This is a genomic window from Metabacillus crassostreae (assembly GCF_016908395.1).
Classification (GTDB): Bacteria; Bacillota; Bacilli; order Bacillales; family Bacillaceae; genus Metabacillus; species Metabacillus crassostreae.
On sequence record NZ_JAFBDU010000001.1, the window covers coordinates 792,958 to 811,354 of the forward strand.

Consider the following 18,397-nt stretch of genomic DNA (forward strand, 5'->3'; position numbering starts at 1 on the left):
GGTAAAGTCAGGAGGATAACTTTATGGATCATAACAAAGAAGTCACATTGACACACTTTTCAACAGAGCATTTAGATCATTTAAACTCTTTTCAGCTACCTACAGAACAAGAAAAATTCACTGCATTACCTAAAAATGCAATAGAAGTAACAAGAAATCAATATCGAATGGTCCTATTGAGCAATGAAAAACCAGTTGGATATTTTCTTTTGCATTCAACTGAAAGAGTAATGGAGTATACAGATAATCCGCATGCCATGCTATTAACAGCATTTTCTATTAATTATCCATATCAAGGTAAAGGGATTGCGAAAAAAGGAATGCTATTATTAGAAGATTTCGTCAAGAAGGAGTTTTCTACCTGTAATGAAATTATTTTAGCTGTAAACCATAAAAATATACCTGCACAAAAGCTATATGCTAAAGTTGGATTTCAAGATACAGGTAGAAGGAAAGTAGGTCTTATTGGTGAACAATTTATTATGAGCTTAGAAATAAATGAAGATCTTTCTTAGCTTTAAAAACTAGTGCTGTTCAAACAGTTGATTTATACCTATTTATCAGTTCTCCAATAAATGAAGTTTATATTTAAATTTCAAAACTGTGGACATACTATTGCTGGTGAATTATATTTATTTACTTATATAAAAAAATTACTAAAAAAGACATAAATTATGCATTTTCTGCTATGATATTCAGTTACAATATAATCTTAAGAATATAAATTTAACTAATTAATTGGAGGAACATTGCTTGTCCATAGAAGTTTTTTTTCTTATTGTTTTAATTATTTTGAATGCCTTTTTTGCTGCTTCTGAAATAGCCTTAATTTCTTTAAATGATAATAAGGTAAGAATGTTAGCAGAATCGGGTGACAAGAAAGCCATTTTGTTACAAAAATTATTATCAGAGCCTAGTAGGTTTTTAGCCACTATTCAGGTTGGTATTACACTTGCCGGTTTCCTTGCAAGTGCATTTGCTGCAGGAAGCTTTTCAGGTCAGCTTGCTTCTCTACTTTCAAGCTTAGGTGTACCTTTATCAGATAAATGGCTTGAATCAATATCTGTAGTACTGATTACATTAGTATTATCATATTTTACGTTAGTTGTTGGTGAGCTTGTACCAAAAAGAATCGCGATGCAAAAAGCTGAGCCGATTTCTATGTTTGTCGCTAGACCATTAACAATTCTTTCGAAAATCACATCACCATTTGTTAAATTATTAACGTTATCAACTAATGGTTTAGTTCGATTATTCGGTGTTGATCCTCATGCAAATGATGAACAAGTGACAGAGGAAGAAATTAGAATGATGGTTGATGTTGGAGAAGAAAGAGGAGCCATTCAGGATACAGAAAAGATGATGATTAACAATATATTTGAGTTTGATAATACTATTGTTTCAAATATCATGATTCATCGAACAAATATTATAGGAATACCAGCAGATGCTTCACTAAAAGAAGTCCTCCGCTTTATAAATATAGAAAAATATACAAGGTTTCCTGTCTATGAAGACAATTTTGATAATATTATTGGAATTCTCCATGTTAAAGATATCCTTCAATATATGGAAAGTGGAGATGCGGAAACATTTCTTCTGAAAAAAATCATTAGAAAACCATATTTTGTTCCTGAATCTATGGTAACCGACGACTTATTTAGTGATCTCCAGAAAAATAAAGTACACTTGGCCGTTGTGATTGATGAATTTGGTGGCACAGCAGGTATAGTCACACTTGAGGATTTATTAGAAGAAATAGTAGGGAACATTTTTGATGAGCATGATGAGGAAGAATTTGAATATGTCAAAGTAGATGATGATACCTTTTTGTTCAATGGAATTGTAAGTTTACATGAAGTTGATCGAATTATCGACATTAAGCTACCATCTGAAGATTATGACACATTAAGTGGATTTATAATCGGTCAACTTGGATATATTCCAAGAGTTTCTTCAGGGGATGTTACTGTGGAATTTAATGGTTATTTATTTACAGTTGAAGAAGTGAATGAAAAAAGAATTAATAAAATTCGAATAGTTAAAAATGAGTTAGAACCAGATAATGAAGCTGGTCATTAGGGATATTGAAAGCAAGCTAGGACATAATTAACGAAATCGTCAATAGAGACGATAAACACTAATTATATAGTGAATAATTCAGAAAACCCGAATTATTAGGCGCAAGATTGATTAACGTCACCTAATAATTCGGGTTTTTCATTAACTTTAACACTTAAGGCCCAATATCTACCTTCGCATAGATATATACCTTTTTTAAATTCTAAACCTGTTTCTCAGTTGTTTATCAGTTTTTTGATACTTGCCATCTTTATGCATACACAAAGAATCTCAATAGCTGTTTTTAATTCAGTTAAAGAAGGGAATGTAGGTGCAATTCTTATGTTTCGATCTCTAGGATCTTTACCATATGGAAATGTTGCTCCTGCATTTGTTAAGGTAACACCTGCTTCAGCTGCAAGTTTAACCGATTCTTTTGCACAATCATCAAGTGTATTTAAGCTGATAAAATATCCACCTTTAGGGTTACTCCAAGAAGCAATATTTAAATGACTTAATTGAGATTCTAGTATGGTAGTTACCATATCAAATTTAGGTTTAATGATTTCCGCTTGCTTTTTCATATGTTGTTCTATATTCTCCAAATCTTTTAGGAAATGAACATGTCGAAGCTGGTTAATTTTATCTGGGCCAATTGTTTGGATTGCGAGTTGTTTTTTTATGAATTTTATATTTTCTTCACTACTTGCCATAGCCGAAACACCTGATCCAGGGAAGGTAATTTTAGATGTTGAAGCAAATATATAGACCCTATTTGGGTTACCTGCATCCTTACAAGCTTGTAACATATTTTTTAATTGTGAGGGTTTATCAGTTAAATGGTGAACTGTATAAGCATCATCCCAAAAGATCTTAAAGTCAGGTGCTTTTGTCTTCATATTAGCAAGCCGTTCTACAACTTCGTCACTATAAGTTGTTCCATCAGGATTACTATATTTCGGAATACACCAAATACCTTTTATATATTTATCTTCTTTAACAAGCTCTTCAATTTTATCCATGTCAGGACCATCCTCTAACATATCGATTGTGATCATCTCAATATTTAATAATTCACAAATAGCAAAATGTCGATCATAACCAGGACTAGGACATAAAAATTTCACTTTCTCTTCTTTACTCCAAGGTATGTTACTGTCAATTACTCCATGTAATAAAGCTCTAGAAACAGTATCATACATCATATTCAGACTTGAATTCCCACCAATAATCACTTCAGATGTATTAACTTGCAAAATCTCAGTAAATAATTGCTTTGTTTCAAGCAGACCATCTAAAGAGCCATAATTACGAACATCGATTTCTTCTAAAACATGTAGTGAATCACTTGATATCGTAAGTAAATCTAAAGATAAATCAAGCTGCTCTGGACTTGGTTTGCCTCTGGACATATCAAGTGAAAGATTTTTATCCTTAATTCCCTGAAAATCTTTTTCTAATTTAGAGTAAAGCTCTATCAATTCCTCTTTACTCATTCTTCTTAAGTCACTCAAATCTACTACCTCCTATAAAATAAACACATTAAGTTACTATTCGCTTACTTTTATGATTTTCCTTTTAAGATATTCATTGTAAGTGATTAGTGATGCTTCATTATAAGAATAAATTGTATTACATTCATTTAACATAGTTAGTTTTAAAATTCATTGGATTTTTATGGTAAAATAAACTGAGTAAAGATTATATATTGCGATTTTAGAAGACTGAGAAAGCGCACAAAATGAGAGAATCAACATTTTATGACAAGAAATTAAACATAAATAGGAACGCAAATAAGAAAAAAATTAAAATGTGAAAAGTAGGAGATGAAAACCTTATTGAAATATTTTCTCTACGAGCTACATGTAGCTCAGAATACAGACAATATCAGTGAACAAGAATGCAATAAGTTTGAAACTCAATGGCAATTAAACATTGAAAAATATCAGGAAATTTATAAAGCCTTGAAAGATCGATTACCAATTGAAGTGTTCAAGCATTTCAATTCGTGGGGATTTCATGATTATCGTTTAATAAAAATGAAAATCGAACATAAAAGCCTACTACAGATAAATGTTCATTTTACTCTTTCTAATGATGAAGAGGAAGAAAATGAAGAACTTTGGATTTTAAGCTTTCACAATGTCTCAATCTTTAAATCTCAACATCATAATTTTGATAACGAAAAAAGTATTTTCAATAGAGACATTGATATTTGGTTGTATGAAGAGTTTCTACCAGTAAACGCTGCAACATTGTCATTTGAAGTCATTTTTTCATCAGGCGGAAATGTTTTAATCCACTTTTCAAACCATTCTGTATCCATTAAGAAAATCAAATAGACATACAACTTCTATGTAACTCTTATATTCATAGATAAGGAGTAACTTAAATGAAAATGTTGATAGGGGTAGTAACGTCCATTATGATAGTTGGTTTAATTGTTGCTACCATCTACTTTTATCAATCTAGTAACATTCCTTCTCCAGAACAAAATCAGTTATCTGGAAATATAAATAAAGAAAAAGTTGAGCAATTACAGCCTATTTCTAATACGAATATTAGTTATACCTTACAAAATGATGAACTAAGCATCACATTTAATAACGGATTAAGCTGGAGGAAAGTCCCTGTTGAAAAAGATCACTTATTTAAAGGTGAGTATAAGGGAAACAAACAAGAACTTATTGAGAAAAGCTATTTTTTAAGTGATGATATGGCAGCCTTTTTATATACAGAAGGTGAAAATGTGGATCATCAAAAAGTAATCGTAGCTTATTCAAAAGATAAAGGTGCAACGTGGAAAAACTCAGTTGTAACTGAAAAGTTCTCGCCAATGAGGTATAGAAAGATAGATTTTCTAAATGAAAACTTCGGTTATGTCATTATATCTGGAGGAAGGACAATGTCTTTCGAATCATCGCATATTTTTGTCACGCATGATGGTGGGGTGAGTTGGAAGGAAACAGCTAATTCAGGTGTGACAAGCTTAATTTCAGATGGTGGATTTATTGATGAAACTACTGGATTTTTATCTTTTGGAACAATTAATCCAACAGCACCAGAGCTTTATTTTACACACAATACTGGAGAAACCTGGAGAAGAGCAACTATTTCTGTTCCAGAAAAATATCAGCAAATCTTTGTATCAGCAGAAATCCCCATTAAAGAAGGAAATCACTTAGCTATTTATGTTAATCAAGGACACCAAGGTGATTATGAAGGTGGCAAGATAAAAGGAAAATTCATTTCAGAGGATAAAGGCAAAACGTGGGAGTTTGAAAAGGAGGATCAAGCTATTGAAACGAAATAAATTGAATTATTTAATAGGCTTGACTTTATTCCTTATGTCAATTGTCTTCTTTTGTATGCAGATAGTATTCCTATACATAAATGCTAATTTTCAAGTGGAGTATATTGACAACCGGTTGTTTTATATAATCAATATGACACTTGCTATTTGTTTATTAATAAGCATCTACTTTTTAATTAAACAGTCTAAAAAGTTAAAAGTAACTTACAGCATTATTTTAATTATTTTCATTGTTAGCCAGATTATCATGGTCATCATAAGTGAACAGAAAATAAGCAATATGACGAGTATATCACCGGATTTTAAACATGTTTTTTCGATAAAAGAAAATGTTAAAACTGGAGAAAGCTTATATTATAGATCTTATTATGGAATTTTGGCGAAACCAAAAGAAAAATTACCATATCATAAAGTTGGTAATTTCAAGGTTGAATGGATAGAAAAAGATATTGCCGCTATTACATATAAAACAGCAGAAGAAACAATTCAACAATATATCGGAACCTATGGAGATCGCGGTGATGGAGTTTCTTATTATTATGTCGGAGCGGAAATTCATGGAGTTTGGTCAGGTGAAAATATTGAAGTTGTAAGTAATACTGAAGGAATTTCTGTAACTGAAAATGGGCATAAAGAATTATTTTCTTGGGACAGCATTGAACAGTTCGGAACACTTGCTATCGTCTTAAAGCGAGAAAATCAAGCGATTTGGACAATAGGGTTACATACAAATTTTGAAGTTCAATCTAATTCCACAAAACCTGCTGTTGGAAATATTAGCTTGTATAAAGCAACAATGAGTAAAATTGAACCTGTTCGTCTTCATTTTAAGACCTCAACTCAATAGTTGACTATACTTGAGTACATTTGAGCTTTCAGATCTTTACAAAGGTTGTGTTAAGTGGAATGAAAAAAATCATTTTATTTTTTTTATTAAATTTATTATTTACTGCTTCAGCACAAGGCTTAAGCTGGGCATATCCGTTTGTTGTATGGGAAGGAAACGTTTATGAAGTAACAGATGAAGAAGTCTCAAAGAATGATATCGAAAAAGAGATCGGCCAAGTAAAAACGATTCCGAACGATATGACAGGAGATTATTTCGGAAATGCTTCAAATGCATTTCCGAAAGGAACAAAATATTACAAGATAAATAATAGTAAGACAGATATAACGATTGCAGTTGAAGTAAAGAAAAATCACTGGAATAAAGCTATATATTCCCATGACGCACCATTTCATTGGATGAATTTATTAATGAAGCTACTACCTTTTTTAGGTGTAGGTTTAGTTGTTTTTCTACTATTTGTTTTCTTAGCTAAGTTAAAAAAGAAGGTAACGTTTAAAGCTAATATATAATGCGAATATTCAAACTACACAAGAAAAACATATTTTTTTACTTTTGATGCTATTGTACATTTTACGAATAGTGTAAAATAGAAATATGTCGAATGATAAAATATAAAAATTCCTTGGAGGTTTTCGCTTTATTATGTCTAATCAACATGAACATGAAGATTCTAATATGAAAATATTTTCGCTAAACTCTGATCCGGCTTTATCACAGAAAATTTGTGATATTCTTGGAATCGAATTAGGAAAGAATTCTGTTACTCGTTTTAGTGATGGAGAAATCCAAATAAATATAGAAGAAAGTATCCGTGGTTGTGATGTATACATTATTCAGTCAATCAGCAACCCTGTAAACGAGCATTTAATGGAACTTTTAATTATGGTTGATGCATTAAAGCGTGCTTCAGCAAATACAATCAACTTAGTCATTCCATACTATGGATATGCAAGACAAGATCGTAAAGCAAGAGCTCGAGAGCCAATTACAGCTAAACTAGTTGCAAACCTACTTCAAACGGCAGGTTCAACACGTGTTATTGCACTTGATCTTCATGCACCACAAATTCAAGGGTTTTTTGATATTCCAATAGACCATTTACTAGGAGTCCCAATTTTAGCAGATTATTTTGAAAGTAAGAATTTACAGGATATTGTGATCGTTTCACCAGATCATGGTGGGGTAACGCGTACTCGTAAATTAGCAGATAGATTAAAAGCTCCAATTGCCATTATAGATAAGAGACGACCAAAACCAAATGTTGTTGAAGTGATGAATATTGTTGGAAACATTGAAGGGAAAACAGCGATATTAATTGATGATATTATCGACACAGCAGGAACAATCACACTAGCAGCAAACGCACTTATAGAAAATGGTGCTAAAGAGGTTTACGCTTGCTGTACACACCCAGTATTATCTGGACCAGCAATAGAACGAATTCAAAACTCTAAAATCAAAGAACTTATCATTACAGATTCCGTTACTCTTCCAGAAGAAAACCGAATCGACAAAATTGTCGAACTCTCAGTTGCACCATTAATTAGCGAAGCAATCAAACGTGTACATAGAAAAGAATCTGTTGATGAATTAGTACAGTAAGTGCGGTGCCTGTCACGCCCCGAATTTTCTTGTTTCACAATTGTTTCACAGCACCCTAAATAAAACCGACTTATCCAATCAGAGCTTGTTCACTAAGCTCTGATTTTTTACTATAAAGATTTAGTAATTAGTACTTTTGTGAATTCTCAACTCAAGTTCAAACATGAAAAGAAACATTAATATGGAAGTGGAGTGAAGTTAAGATGATTCATTATCATAACCGAACATTTGTTGCGATAGAAAACTCAGAAAACGGCGAAGTTTCAGCAAAAACGATTTTTAACTATCAACAGGAAGGCTCCATTTTGTTTGCAACATATAGTGGTGGAGACATTATCAAAGGTTTTCTTATTGGACTTGTTGAAGAAAATGGTCAATTACATTTTCACTACAATCATATAAACATAAACAATGAAATTAGAGGTGGTCAGTGTTATTCTGTTCCTGAGATTCTTTCTGATGGAAGAATTGATTGCACGAAAAGTGGAAATGGAACGACAACGAGCAAAGTGAAGGAACCTCTATAGTAGAAGAAATTAAATAGAACCTAAAGCTATTTCGGCAATTAAATTGTTTTCTATTTTAATTAAGCTTTTATTGTTATATGATTAAACTTCATTCTTTTGTTTTTACCCAAATAAAATGGCTGAAACTAACTAATGATAATAATATATAAAGCAGAGAATATTGGAGTTGATAAAATGAGTAAAGCAAAAGGTAAGGGCGGGACAGGTCGCGGTACTGGCAAAAAAGGCTGGACACGTTGGCAAACAGGTGCAAACAAAGCAAAAAGTGCGAAGCCATACAAAAGCAAAGGTGTTAAACATGGTGATGCCAATAAAACTAGCGATAAAATCGATTAAAAAGTTATTAACTATATAAGAAAGAAAACGAGTGCAATTATCCTAGGTAATTGCATTTTTTTGTTCCTTCTTTTATATATTGACTCTGTTAAACTCGGTTGTTGGTTTCCGTTACAGGCATTCGCTTTCCGCGGGCGGTCCTGGAGCCCTCTCGTAAGCTGCGCGCCTGTGGGGTCTCCCTTTGACATGCTTCTCTAAAATGCTACTCGAAAACTTGGCAAATTCCCTGCTGAAATCAAGTTCAATTGAAGTTGAAGAATAGTGGAATTACTATTTATAAGACATGCTCAAGGTGAACATACTTTAGATCTTCCAAATAGCTTGTATCCGAAAGACTCGTCATTAACAGATAAAGGGATAACTTAAGCGCGTTACTTATAGAAGAATTTCCTTTACTGAATATTGATATTATCGTTAGTAGTTGTTAAGCTTTCTAGAAACGATTTACCTAAGGAAACTGGTGCATTAAAATTGAATATTAAGCTCTTGTTAAATGACATTATTTATAATTAGGCATATGATACAAGGAAAAAAACTCTGAAGGGAATGAGTTACATGTATTATGTGCCTAATGTCTATCAGTCACCTAAATATGCTCTTAATCACAAACAGATCTACAACTCAACATTTTCGATAAGAAATTCAATATCTGATGATCAAGATCTACTACAACCGATTATTTTGGGAATAAAAAAAGAGGCATCAGCTATACAACTATACAATCAGTTAGTTAAAGAAGCATATAATGAAAAGCATAAAAATGAAATTCATTATGTATTATCAAGAAAAAGAGCTCATTTAACAGCATTCACCAATTACTATACAACAATTACTGGAATGCAACCTGAGTACACAATTGATAAAATAACGTATCGTAGCTATCAAGAAGGTCTACAAAAAGCATTTAAAGCAGAATTAGATATATATGAAAATTTCCAAAAAAATTGTTATCGTACACAAGATTCCTACTATCAACATTTGTTTATATGGGCATTATCAGGTCAACAAGAAAATACCGCCCGAATCGGATTATTAAATGAAGACCTCTCAAACCAATTAACAGATTATGGAGCAAAACCTTTTGTTGTTAATATTGAAAAAGCAACTAAACAAAACGATAATTTCCGTACTGTATTATGGACAGGGAAGCATTTGCAACTTACCTTAATGAGTATAAATGTTGGTGAAGACATTGGATTAGAAATTCACCCAACACTTGATCAATTTTTGCGTGTTGAACAAGGGCAAGGAATTGTCCAAATGGGAGATAGGAAAAATCGTTTGGATTTCCAGAAAAAAGTTTATGAAGATTATGCAATAATCATACCAGCTGGAAAATGGCATAATTTAATAAATACAGGCAACAAACCACTTAAGCTATATTCAATTTATGCACCACCACAGCATCCATATGGAACAATTCACGAAACAAAGGCAATAGCAATGGCTGCTGAAGAGGGACATCATAATTAACTAAAAATAGCATAGTTAAGCAAATGAGAAAAAAGTCGAAAAACTTGATCATTAGTTTTATGACTTTTTTTCTTTAATTCTATACACAGCTATTGCAAGAGAAGTAGAGTGTATGGTCACTATAAGATTAGCTAAGTTAATTACTTTACAGGGATAGCTATGATTCATATCAATAGCTATCAATCTATATGTAAAGAAATCGTTGAACAAAAAATTTTTTATCGTTACATATGAATCGTCTATAAATCATCATAATCACCCTTTTTAGATAGATTAGTTTGTTGGCTCTATATCATTTTGATATAGAGCCTTTATTTGTTGAAAAAACAAGAACTATAGATCTTTAAAATGTTACAATAATTTACAGACACAAACACAAAAATACGGTAGGAATTTGGTGAATATTATTTCTAAACAATCTAACAAATTGGAGTCAGTAATTTCTTTGTTTTTTAAAGATAAACGAAATTCAAAAAAGATTATCCCTAAATTTATAGATGTGACCTTGCTAATATTTGCAATAATTGTTATTGTAATGGGTTTATTTAATGGGTTGACAAGCTTTTACTTTAGTATTTTACAAGTTATATTAGCGACAATATGTTTGTTAAGTGCTATAGAAAATTATCTATTGAAAGAGAGATTAGAGTACATTTTGTTAGAACTGGGTATTGCGATTATTTTAATCAGTTCTTCCTTTTATACCTTTTAAAAAATGATTCGCAAATGGTCAAAATTACAGAAGAGGGGGCTTGAATCATGTTGATGTTTGAAAAACTTGCAGGAAATACCGTTACAATAGTACCAATGGAATTTTCTCACACAAAAGAGTTATATGAAGCTGGTAAACACAAAGAAATTTGGGCACACTTACCAAAGTCAATTATGTCTTATCAGCAAATGGAATTCTTTGTAGAAGACGCTTTACGAAGAAAAGAGTTAGGAAATGAGATCCCATTTGTTATTAAATGTAGAGAAAGCAATAAGGTGATCGGGAGTACGAGATTCCTAGATATCTCGAAAATAAATCGAGGATTAGAAATTGGTTGGACTTGGTTAACCCCGACAGTTTGGGGAACAGATGCTAATTTAGAGTGTAAATATCTACTATTAAAATATACTTTTGAACACCTTAACTTCATACGAGTTCAATTTAAAACAGATGATCAAAATCTTAGATCTCAAAAAGCAATAGAAAAAATAGGAGGGAATAAAGAAGGAATATTACGAAATCACATGATCAGAAAAGACGGTACATATCGACATTCTGTTTATTACAGCATTATAGATAGTGAGTGGAAACAAGTTAAGATAAGTCTAGAAAATTCTCTCTACTAACTCAACTATAATCAACATAGTAGACCAAATCTTAAAAGCTTGGTCTACTATTGATGTTAAAGCTTATATTCACCATTATGAACTGAATGAATCTTATATGCTTACTTCTGGCTTTTGGCTCATGGGTTTAATGAATTTAGTTAGTAGTCCACGTGAAATTGGACCAACTATAAGTAATTGAGCTGGTAGAGCCACGATAAGGTTCAGCCCAACAGTTTTAAGATAAGCTGTGAAAATAGATCCTTCAATGCCTACCATAATTGAGGTTAAAATAAGACCATATACAGACATAATAAGCACCATCGCTGGAACCATACAAAATGATATGGCTAAAATAACATTCATTTGTTTAGATTTATCATAAGGGAAGGATAGCGCAAGTTTACGTGCTCTAGGCTCAACTAGTGATTCAACGATAAATGCAATGATGAAAGTTATAATTAATTGCAGTACCGCACTCCAAAATGTGATTGAAACTCCGTGTAATAGTGTGTTGTATAAGGTCATAATAAAAACCATTCCTGAACACATGAAAATTGCAAAGATAATTCCTTCTTTTTTATTACTAGGCAAACGAAAACATCCTTTCTTTAACGAGAATAACTGTTATTATATATAAATAAAAATTTCTTCATAAGTGAAAGTTTTGTGAACTTTTTCTGGTGATCTGTTTATACATATATGTAATTATTTTCTCTAAAAAGTTTATGAACCAAGGGAAGAATATAGATGACATACTTTAGATTGAAGGTCGGGGTCAATTATTAGTGATACAAAATGAGGAATTTGTTGGAGGCTATCATTTAGTAACAAAAGAAAGGAAAGGACTTACTTAACTTCTCTTAAGCCCTTTCCTTCAAGAACATCTCTTATTCCTTCTTCACATACACCATAAGAACGCCAGGAACAAGTTTCACAAACTGTTTGAATGTCAGAAGGTACAACATACTTCTGGATTTGCATCTCGATGTCCTTCCAAGATAAAATTTGCCCAATTGTAAGCCCTAATTTTTCTAAAATAGCTCGATCTCGCTCATAAATTGAATTGTTTTGACAATGATATTCACCTGAGTTTGGATATTTTTCACATAGCTGATCTGGACCATTAACAAGTTTAATTTTTGTAAAAGGATCGTTTTTTAATGTTTGATGAAGAATCGTCATATTTTCCACATATTCTTTGGAATACCCCATACCTCGATAACCCAGAAGGCAAAAGAGGTGATGTCCTCTTAGCTTATACATTGTTTTCCTCCTCGTAAAATATGTGTTAACTAAAATATCAATAAGTTAACATATTTTATTTTAACATATCGATAAGATGGTTTTCGTATATTCCATTTTGTATCAATAATAAAAAAATTGGACATTGCTAATCAGAACTAAAATCTTACATTAGGAATATATAAAAATTTAAAAATAATTGAAAGTGGAGAAATAATGAACCAGCAGAATATTGTTTTAGTTGTGAGTGTTACCATTTATAAGGATAGTAAAGTATTCATTATTCAAGAAACAAAACCAAAAGCATTTAAGAAATGGAATTTTCCAAGTGGACGTATTGAATATGGTGAAGACATTCTAAAAGCAGCACATAGAGAGGTAAAAGAAGAAACCGGGTATGATGTAAAGCTTATCAGCACTACGGGTATATATAACTTTAAAAGTCAAACTAATGATCACGTCATTCTCTTTCATTTTACTGCTGAAATCATTGGAGGTGCTTTTATACTTAGAGAAAATGAAATATCAGATAGTAAATGGATACGTCTAGAAGATCTATTAAAATTTAAAGATAACGATCTAAGAGAAAAAGAAGTGAATAGTCAGATTATTAATAATTTACTAAACAAAAATCTTCACAATATTGATCTTTTTAATAAGAAGTTATTTTAAAAAACATAAACGTAAGAAGATAGGGTGGTAATATTGAAATTTAAATATGATTTTATAGATCAATGGGTAGTAGATGGATTTATTGAAATAAATTCTCAGAAATTTTCGTTTAATGTTACATATGTGAGTGACTGCTTAGGTGACTTGTTATCTGCTCTTCTTTATTTAAACAGTACCTGTATATCAAGTGATTATGGCTTATCTAATAATACTAGCTGTGAATGGGATAGTGAACCATTTATTACTATGTGGAACTTTACACTGAAAAAAAATGGAATGTTACATATTATTGTAACTTTTGAAAATAAAATTAAAATTGATACTGAGTATCCTTATGATTCTTTTTTAGAAGTTATATTAAAAGAAGTGACTGCTTTGATTAAGAACTATGGCATTGTGGGGTATAGGGCAAACTGGGATTACGAATTCCCTATTGGTTCATATCTACTTTTAAAGAATTATCTCCTAACTAAAGAACCTTACTTCCTCGATGTGAAGAGGGATGAATATGGAGAAAATAAAATAAGTAATTTAGTAAAAGATATACAATTGTTATTAGATTAAGTATGTCCCTGCAGAAGAAAGACAAAATCAATTAAAACAAAAACCATGCGAGCTCTTCAATGCCAACCAAAAAATAATTTATTAAATAATAATAATAATTTATTGAATATCAATAAATAACGATTTATACTAAAGGTAAGATTACATTAGTGAGGTGCTTTTTTATGAAACTTCAAACAACAACTTTGATGAAAATAGTAATTTACACGATAGGGTTATCGATACTTTGCTTATGTTCATTTTGGTTGCCTTGGCAATCAAGAGTTTTGGCAGAAATGTATCCCGAATTTGCGCATTTACAGTATCCACTTTTAATTGGAATTTACTTAACAGCACTGCCTTTTTTCTTCGCCCTTTATAAAATATTAGAGCTATTAAGGTATATTGATAAAAACATCGCCTTCTCAGACTCTTCTGAAGTAGCTTTAAAGTACATAAAATACTGCGCTATAACAATCAGTTTGTTATACGTTATTGGCTTTATTATTTTAAATTATAATCAAGCTGGAAATCCCGGTATTTTATTACTTGGTATCATTATTACCTTTACTTCTTTTGTAATAGCTGTTTTTGCTGCTCTTCTGCAAATGTTATTAAAAAATGCCCTCAATGTTAAATCCGAGAATGATCTAACCATATAACTTACATGATGAAGAGCTGACAGTATTCAATGTCAGCTTTTTTGTTATGTCAAAATCAACATCTTTGCAGAATTAATTTTTTAACTATTCTATAAACTTAAGTTCTTAATATCCACATAAGATCATATGTTGAGAATGTAGTTTAGTGCAAACGCTTCCACCATAACGTGCAATCGTTTGTACAAAAAAAAGAAAAAGGGGGATCACAATGAAAAAGTATTTAACAATGTTTATGATCTTTATCCTCGTACTAGGCGCTCTTGCTGCCTGTGGACCGCAGGATGAAACAGAAGATGAAACGACTAAGAATGATAGTGATGAAACAGTAGCAACAACAGAGGATGAAAATAAGCCTGAAAAGCTTGTTGTTTGGGAAGATAAAGACAAGTCTCCTTGGTTAAAGGATGTTGCGAAAGCGTTTACTGAAGAACACGGTATTGAAATTGAGATTAAAGAGGTTTTAATGGCAAGCGATATGCGTGAGCAATTGCGTTTAGATGGACCTGCTGGAACAGGACCCGATGTATTGACACTACCTCATGATCAAATTGGAGAATTAGCTGTGCAAGGGCATCTAGCAGAAATAACTGTCGATTCAGCAGTTAAAGACCGTTTCTCTCAATCTTCAATCTCTGCTCAAACATATGATGGAAAACTTTACGGACTTCCAAAATCATCTGAAACACCTGTATTTATTTATAACAAATCATTGATGGAAGCTCCTCCAGAGACAATGGATGAAGTGTATAGCTTTTCTAAAGATTTCACAAAAGATGGTAAATTTGGATTTTTAGCAGTATGGGACGACTTTTATATGGCTCATGGTGTTATTGCTGGTAATGGTGGCTATGTATTTGGGAATGAAAACGATATTCCAAATCCACAGGATCTTGGTTTAAATAATGAAGGAGCCATTGAAGGTGTGTCATACATTAAACAATGGTATGACGAAGGTTTATTTCCTAAAGGACTTATCGGAGAAAATGGCGGCTCAACACGTGATGGTTTATTTGGCGAAGGTAAGGTAGCAGCGGTTATGAATGGACCATGGCAATTCCAGCCATATAAAGATGCAGGTGTTGATATTGGAATAGCTCCAATGCCTGAGCTTCCTAATGGAGAATATATGAAAACATTTATGGGTGTAAAAGGTTATCATGTATCAAGTCATTCAAAAAACCAAGAATGGGCAACAAAATTTGTTGAATTTATTACAAATGATGAAAACTCATTAATTCGTTTTGAGCAAACACAGGAAGTGCCTACTAATCTTGCATTAGCTGAAAATCCAGCTATAACAGAGAATGAAGGAGCAAAAGCTGTTGCATTACAATCACAAAATGCCATTCCTATGCCTAATATTCCTGAAATGGGAACAGTCTGGGAACCGATGGCGAATAACTTACAAACCATTGTAACAGGTAAGTCTGAACCAAAAAAAGCACTTGATGCTGCCGTAAAACAAATTAGTCAAAGTATTGAAGCAAGTCATTCTAACTAAATAAAGAAATAGCAGTATGTCCAATCGGAGGTACTGCTATAAATTTATTTAAAAATGGAAAGGAGGATGTAAAAGTGGCGCACAATAGGGTTGGTCAAACTAATCACCGAAAAACAGCTGTTGTTCTTTCGATTCTTCCTGGTCTAGGACAATTGTATAATAAGCAGTTTGTTAAGGGTGGTTTATTTTTACTATTAACAGCTGCATTTTTTGGTGTTTTTCGTGATTTACTTAATATGGGACTATGGGGAATTGTTACGCTTGGTGAAAAAACACCCAGAGATAACTCTATTTTTCTATTAGCTGAAGGGATTTTAGCTCTGATCATCGTTGGCTTCGGCTTGATATTTTTAATGTTTAATTTATTTGATGCATACAAAAATGGAGAGAAGAGGGACAAAGGTCAGCCACTTCATACACTATGGGAGCAATATAAAAACTTAATAGAATCTGGATTTCCTTATTTAATCATGACACCTGGATTTTTATTGATGGTCTTTGTTGTTGTTTTTCCAATTATTTTTGTTATACTACTAGGATTTACAAACTATGACTTATATCATTCACCACCAGCTAAACTTGTAGATTGGGTGTTTCTGCAAACATTTATAGATATCTTCAAAATAGATATTTGGCGTGAGACCTTTTTAGGTGTTTTATCTTGGACACTTGTTTGGACGTTTGTTGCAACCACTTTTCAAGTCGCACTTGGTATTATTCTCGCTGTTATTGTTAACCAGAAAGACTTAAAAGGTAAAGCAATGATAAGAACTGTCTTAATTCTACCTTGGGCAATTCCTGGATTTGTTTCCATATTAATTTTTGCCGGAATGTTTAATGAATCCTTTGGTGCCATAAATCAAGATATTTTAGCTCTTATTGGATTAGGTGATATTCCTTGGATGACAGAATCATTTTATACAAGAATGGCGTTAATATTTATTCAAACCTGGCTAGGTTTTCCGTTTGTTTTTGCGATGACAACAGGTGTACTTCAATCAATTCCTGATGAATTGTATGAAGCAGCAACAGTGGATGGAGCAAATAGCTTACAGAAGTTCAAAAACATTACTTTACCACTTGTGTTATTTGCAACAGCACCAATAATCATCACGCAATACACATTTAATTTTAATAATTTTAATGTGATTTATCTATTTAATGGCGGGGGTCCTGCTGTACCAGGACATAATGCTGGAGGCACAGATATCTTAATTTCATGGATTTATAGTTTAACAATGACATCAGCTGAATATTCGAAGGCAGCTGCTATCACATTATTATTATCAATTTTTGTTATCACGATTGCCATCTGGCAATTTAGAAAAACGAAATCATTCCAAGAAGAGGATATGATGTAATGAATATAAAATCTCACAAATTCGTTAGACTAGGTTTGTCGTATTTAATCATTGGGATTATGTTTTTAATTATCTTGTATCCAGTTGCATGGATTATTGGGTCTTCCTTTAATCCTGGACAAAGCTTATCAGGTTCTTCGATTATTCCAAAAAATGCGTCATTAATGCATTATCAACATTTATTCAATTTAGAAGAAACGTATTATTTAAAATGGTATCAAAATTCATTAATAGTCAGCTGCTTAACGATGATCTTCACGGTAATTTCTGTAAGTCTTATTGCTTATGCTTTTTCAAGATATCGTTTCTTTGGAAGAAAATATGGATTAATGACATTTTTGATTTTACAAATGATTCCGAATTTCGCGGCGTTAATTGCAATCTATGTTTTAGCATTTAGATTTCAATTACTAGATACATTAAGCGGATTAATTCTCATTTATATTGGGGGTCAAATTCCCCTTAACACATGGTTAATGAAGGGATATTTAGATACCATCCCTAGGGAGCTTGATGAATCAGCAAAAATTGATGGAGCAGGTCATTTTCGAATTTTCTTTCAAATTGTCATGCCTTTAGCTAAACCGATTCTTGCTGTTGTTGCATTATTCTCTTTTATCGCACCTTTTGCAGACTTTATTATCGCAAGTATCCTCCTTCGCTCTGAAGAAAAATACACTTTACCAGTTGGCTTATTCAATTTGATTGATGATCAGTTCGGTGCAGAATTTACAACCTTTGCAGCAGGCTCCGTATTAATTGCCATTCCAATTGCCATATTGTTTTTGTTTTTCCAAAAATATTTCGTCTCTGGCTTAACTGCAGGAGGAACAAAAGGATGATAGAAGAGGAAGGGACAAAATTATAATGAAGGTAATCCATAAAGACCAAAATTATCCTAAGCTGTTCAAAATAATGTTTTTTCTAGTAATCA

20 protein-coding genes are annotated in these 18,397 nt (G+C 32.2%); 17 read left to right on the plus strand and 3 right to left on the minus strand.

Features of this window, described 5'->3' with window-relative positions:
- Positions 1–23 precede the first annotated feature (23 nt).
- Together JOC75_RS04315 and JOC75_RS04320 are read left to right on the plus strand one after the other, a co-directional pair.
- Positions 24–515 carry a GNAT family N-acetyltransferase gene (locus JOC75_RS04315; protein WP_204952858.1) on the plus strand — a complete coding sequence of 164 codons (492 nt, stop codon included), beginning with the start codon at positions 24–26 and terminating at the stop codon, positions 513–515.
- A 238-nt stretch (positions 516–753) separates the two neighbouring features.
- Positions 754–2,082: a hemolysin family protein gene (locus tag JOC75_RS04320; RefSeq protein ID WP_204952859.1), complete on the plus strand. Its 1,329-nt coding sequence runs from the start codon at positions 754–756 to the stop codon at positions 2,080–2,082.
- A 215-nt stretch (positions 2,083–2,297) separates the two neighbouring features.
- On the opposite strand, the gene JOC75_RS04325 is transcribed toward JOC75_RS04320, so the two are convergent.
- Positions 2,298–3,575 (minus strand): aspartate aminotransferase type Ic, encoded by a 1,278-nt coding sequence (locus JOC75_RS04325; protein ID WP_420828000.1) that lies wholly within the window; start codon positions 3,573–3,575, stop codon positions 2,298–2,300.
- 324 nt (positions 3,576–3,899) lie between these two features.
- Here JOC75_RS04325 and JOC75_RS04330 point away from each other — a divergent pair, with 324 nt between their 5' ends.
- From JOC75_RS04330 to JOC75_RS04370, 9 genes are all read left to right on the plus strand, one after another.
- Positions 3,900–4,403 carry a hypothetical protein gene (locus JOC75_RS04330; RefSeq protein WP_204952860.1) on the plus strand — a complete coding sequence of 168 codons (504 nt, stop codon included), beginning with the start codon at positions 3,900–3,902 and terminating at the stop codon, positions 4,401–4,403.
- Positions 4,404–4,453: 50 nt separating this feature from the next.
- Positions 4,454–5,374, plus strand: coding sequence for a WD40/YVTN/BNR-like repeat-containing protein (locus JOC75_RS04335; RefSeq protein WP_204952861.1), 921 nt, complete (start codon positions 4,454–4,456; stop codon positions 5,372–5,374).
- A complete protein-coding gene (locus JOC75_RS04340; protein WP_204952862.1) occupies positions 5,361–6,221 on the plus strand; it encodes a hypothetical protein in 861 nt (286 codons plus the stop codon). Before JOC75_RS04335 ends, JOC75_RS04340 begins: the two co-directional genes overlap by 14 nt.
- Positions 6,222–6,280: 59 nt before the next feature.
- Positions 6,281–6,733, plus strand: a complete 453-nt coding sequence (locus JOC75_RS04345; protein ID WP_204952863.1) for a hypothetical protein — start codon at positions 6,281–6,283, stop codon at positions 6,731–6,733.
- Positions 6,734–6,866: 133 nt separating this feature from the next.
- Positions 6,867–7,826 carry a ribose-phosphate diphosphokinase gene (locus JOC75_RS04350; protein WP_146950146.1) on the plus strand — a complete coding sequence of 320 codons (960 nt, stop codon included), beginning with the start codon at positions 6,867–6,869 and terminating at the stop codon, positions 7,824–7,826.
- Between the two features lie 203 nt (positions 7,827–8,029).
- A complete protein-coding gene (locus JOC75_RS04355) occupies positions 8,030–8,353 on the plus strand; it encodes an avidin-fold protein (RefSeq protein ID WP_338036546.1) in 324 nt (107 codons plus the stop codon).
- A 174-nt stretch (positions 8,354–8,527) separates the two neighbouring features.
- Complete coding sequence (locus JOC75_RS04360; RefSeq protein ID WP_204953505.1) at positions 8,528–8,689, plus strand: DUF3934 family protein; 162 nt, start codon at positions 8,528–8,530, stop codon at positions 8,687–8,689.
- 555 nt (positions 8,690–9,244) lie between these two features.
- Positions 9,245–10,162 (plus strand): cupin domain-containing protein, encoded by a 918-nt coding sequence (locus JOC75_RS04365; RefSeq protein ID WP_204952864.1) that lies wholly within the window; start codon positions 9,245–9,247, stop codon positions 10,160–10,162.
- A 756-nt stretch (positions 10,163–10,918) separates the two neighbouring features.
- Entirely contained in the window at positions 10,919–11,500 is a 582-nt protein-coding gene (locus JOC75_RS04370; RefSeq protein ID WP_420828010.1) for a GNAT family N-acetyltransferase, read from the plus strand.
- A gap of 93 nt (positions 11,501–11,593) precedes the next feature.
- Here the strand turns inward: JOC75_RS04370 and JOC75_RS04375 are convergent, their stop codons facing one another.
- Together JOC75_RS04375 and JOC75_RS04380 are read right to left on the minus strand one after the other, a co-directional pair.
- A complete protein-coding gene (locus JOC75_RS04375; RefSeq protein WP_204952866.1) occupies positions 11,594–12,073 on the minus strand; it encodes a DUF2798 domain-containing protein in 480 nt (159 codons plus the stop codon).
- Positions 12,074–12,328: 255 nt separating this feature from the next.
- Positions 12,329–12,745, minus strand: a complete 417-nt coding sequence (locus tag JOC75_RS04380) for a DUF1284 domain-containing protein (RefSeq protein ID WP_204952867.1) — start codon at positions 12,743–12,745, stop codon at positions 12,329–12,331.
- 195 nt (positions 12,746–12,940) lie between these two features.
- Between JOC75_RS04380 and JOC75_RS04385 the strand changes: the two genes are divergently transcribed.
- From JOC75_RS04385 to JOC75_RS04410, 6 genes are all read left to right on the plus strand, one after another.
- On the plus strand, positions 12,941–13,396 hold the full coding sequence (locus tag JOC75_RS04385) for an NUDIX hydrolase (protein WP_204952868.1): 456 nt from the start codon (positions 12,941–12,943) through the stop codon (positions 13,394–13,396).
- 33 nt (positions 13,397–13,429) lie between these two features.
- On the plus strand, positions 13,430–13,960 hold the full coding sequence (locus JOC75_RS04390; protein ID WP_204952869.1) for a hypothetical protein: 531 nt from the start codon (positions 13,430–13,432) through the stop codon (positions 13,958–13,960).
- A 164-nt stretch (positions 13,961–14,124) separates the two neighbouring features.
- Positions 14,125–14,601, plus strand: a complete 477-nt coding sequence (locus JOC75_RS04395) for a DUF2975 domain-containing protein (protein WP_204952870.1) — start codon at positions 14,125–14,127, stop codon at positions 14,599–14,601.
- A gap of 208 nt (positions 14,602–14,809) precedes the next feature.
- Positions 14,810–16,102, plus strand: a complete 1,293-nt coding sequence (locus JOC75_RS04400; RefSeq protein ID WP_204952871.1) for a sugar ABC transporter substrate-binding protein — start codon at positions 14,810–14,812, stop codon at positions 16,100–16,102.
- A gap of 74 nt (positions 16,103–16,176) precedes the next feature.
- Positions 16,177–17,463 carry a carbohydrate ABC transporter permease gene (locus tag JOC75_RS04405; protein WP_338036547.1) on the plus strand — a complete coding sequence of 429 codons (1,287 nt, stop codon included), beginning with the start codon at positions 16,177–16,179 and terminating at the stop codon, positions 17,461–17,463.
- Entirely contained in the window at positions 17,463–18,305 is an 843-nt protein-coding gene (locus JOC75_RS04410; protein WP_204952872.1) for a sugar ABC transporter permease, read from the plus strand. The genes JOC75_RS04405 and JOC75_RS04410 overlap by 1 nt, the downstream gene beginning before the upstream one ends.
- The last annotated feature ends 92 nt before the right edge of the window (positions 18,306–18,397 follow it).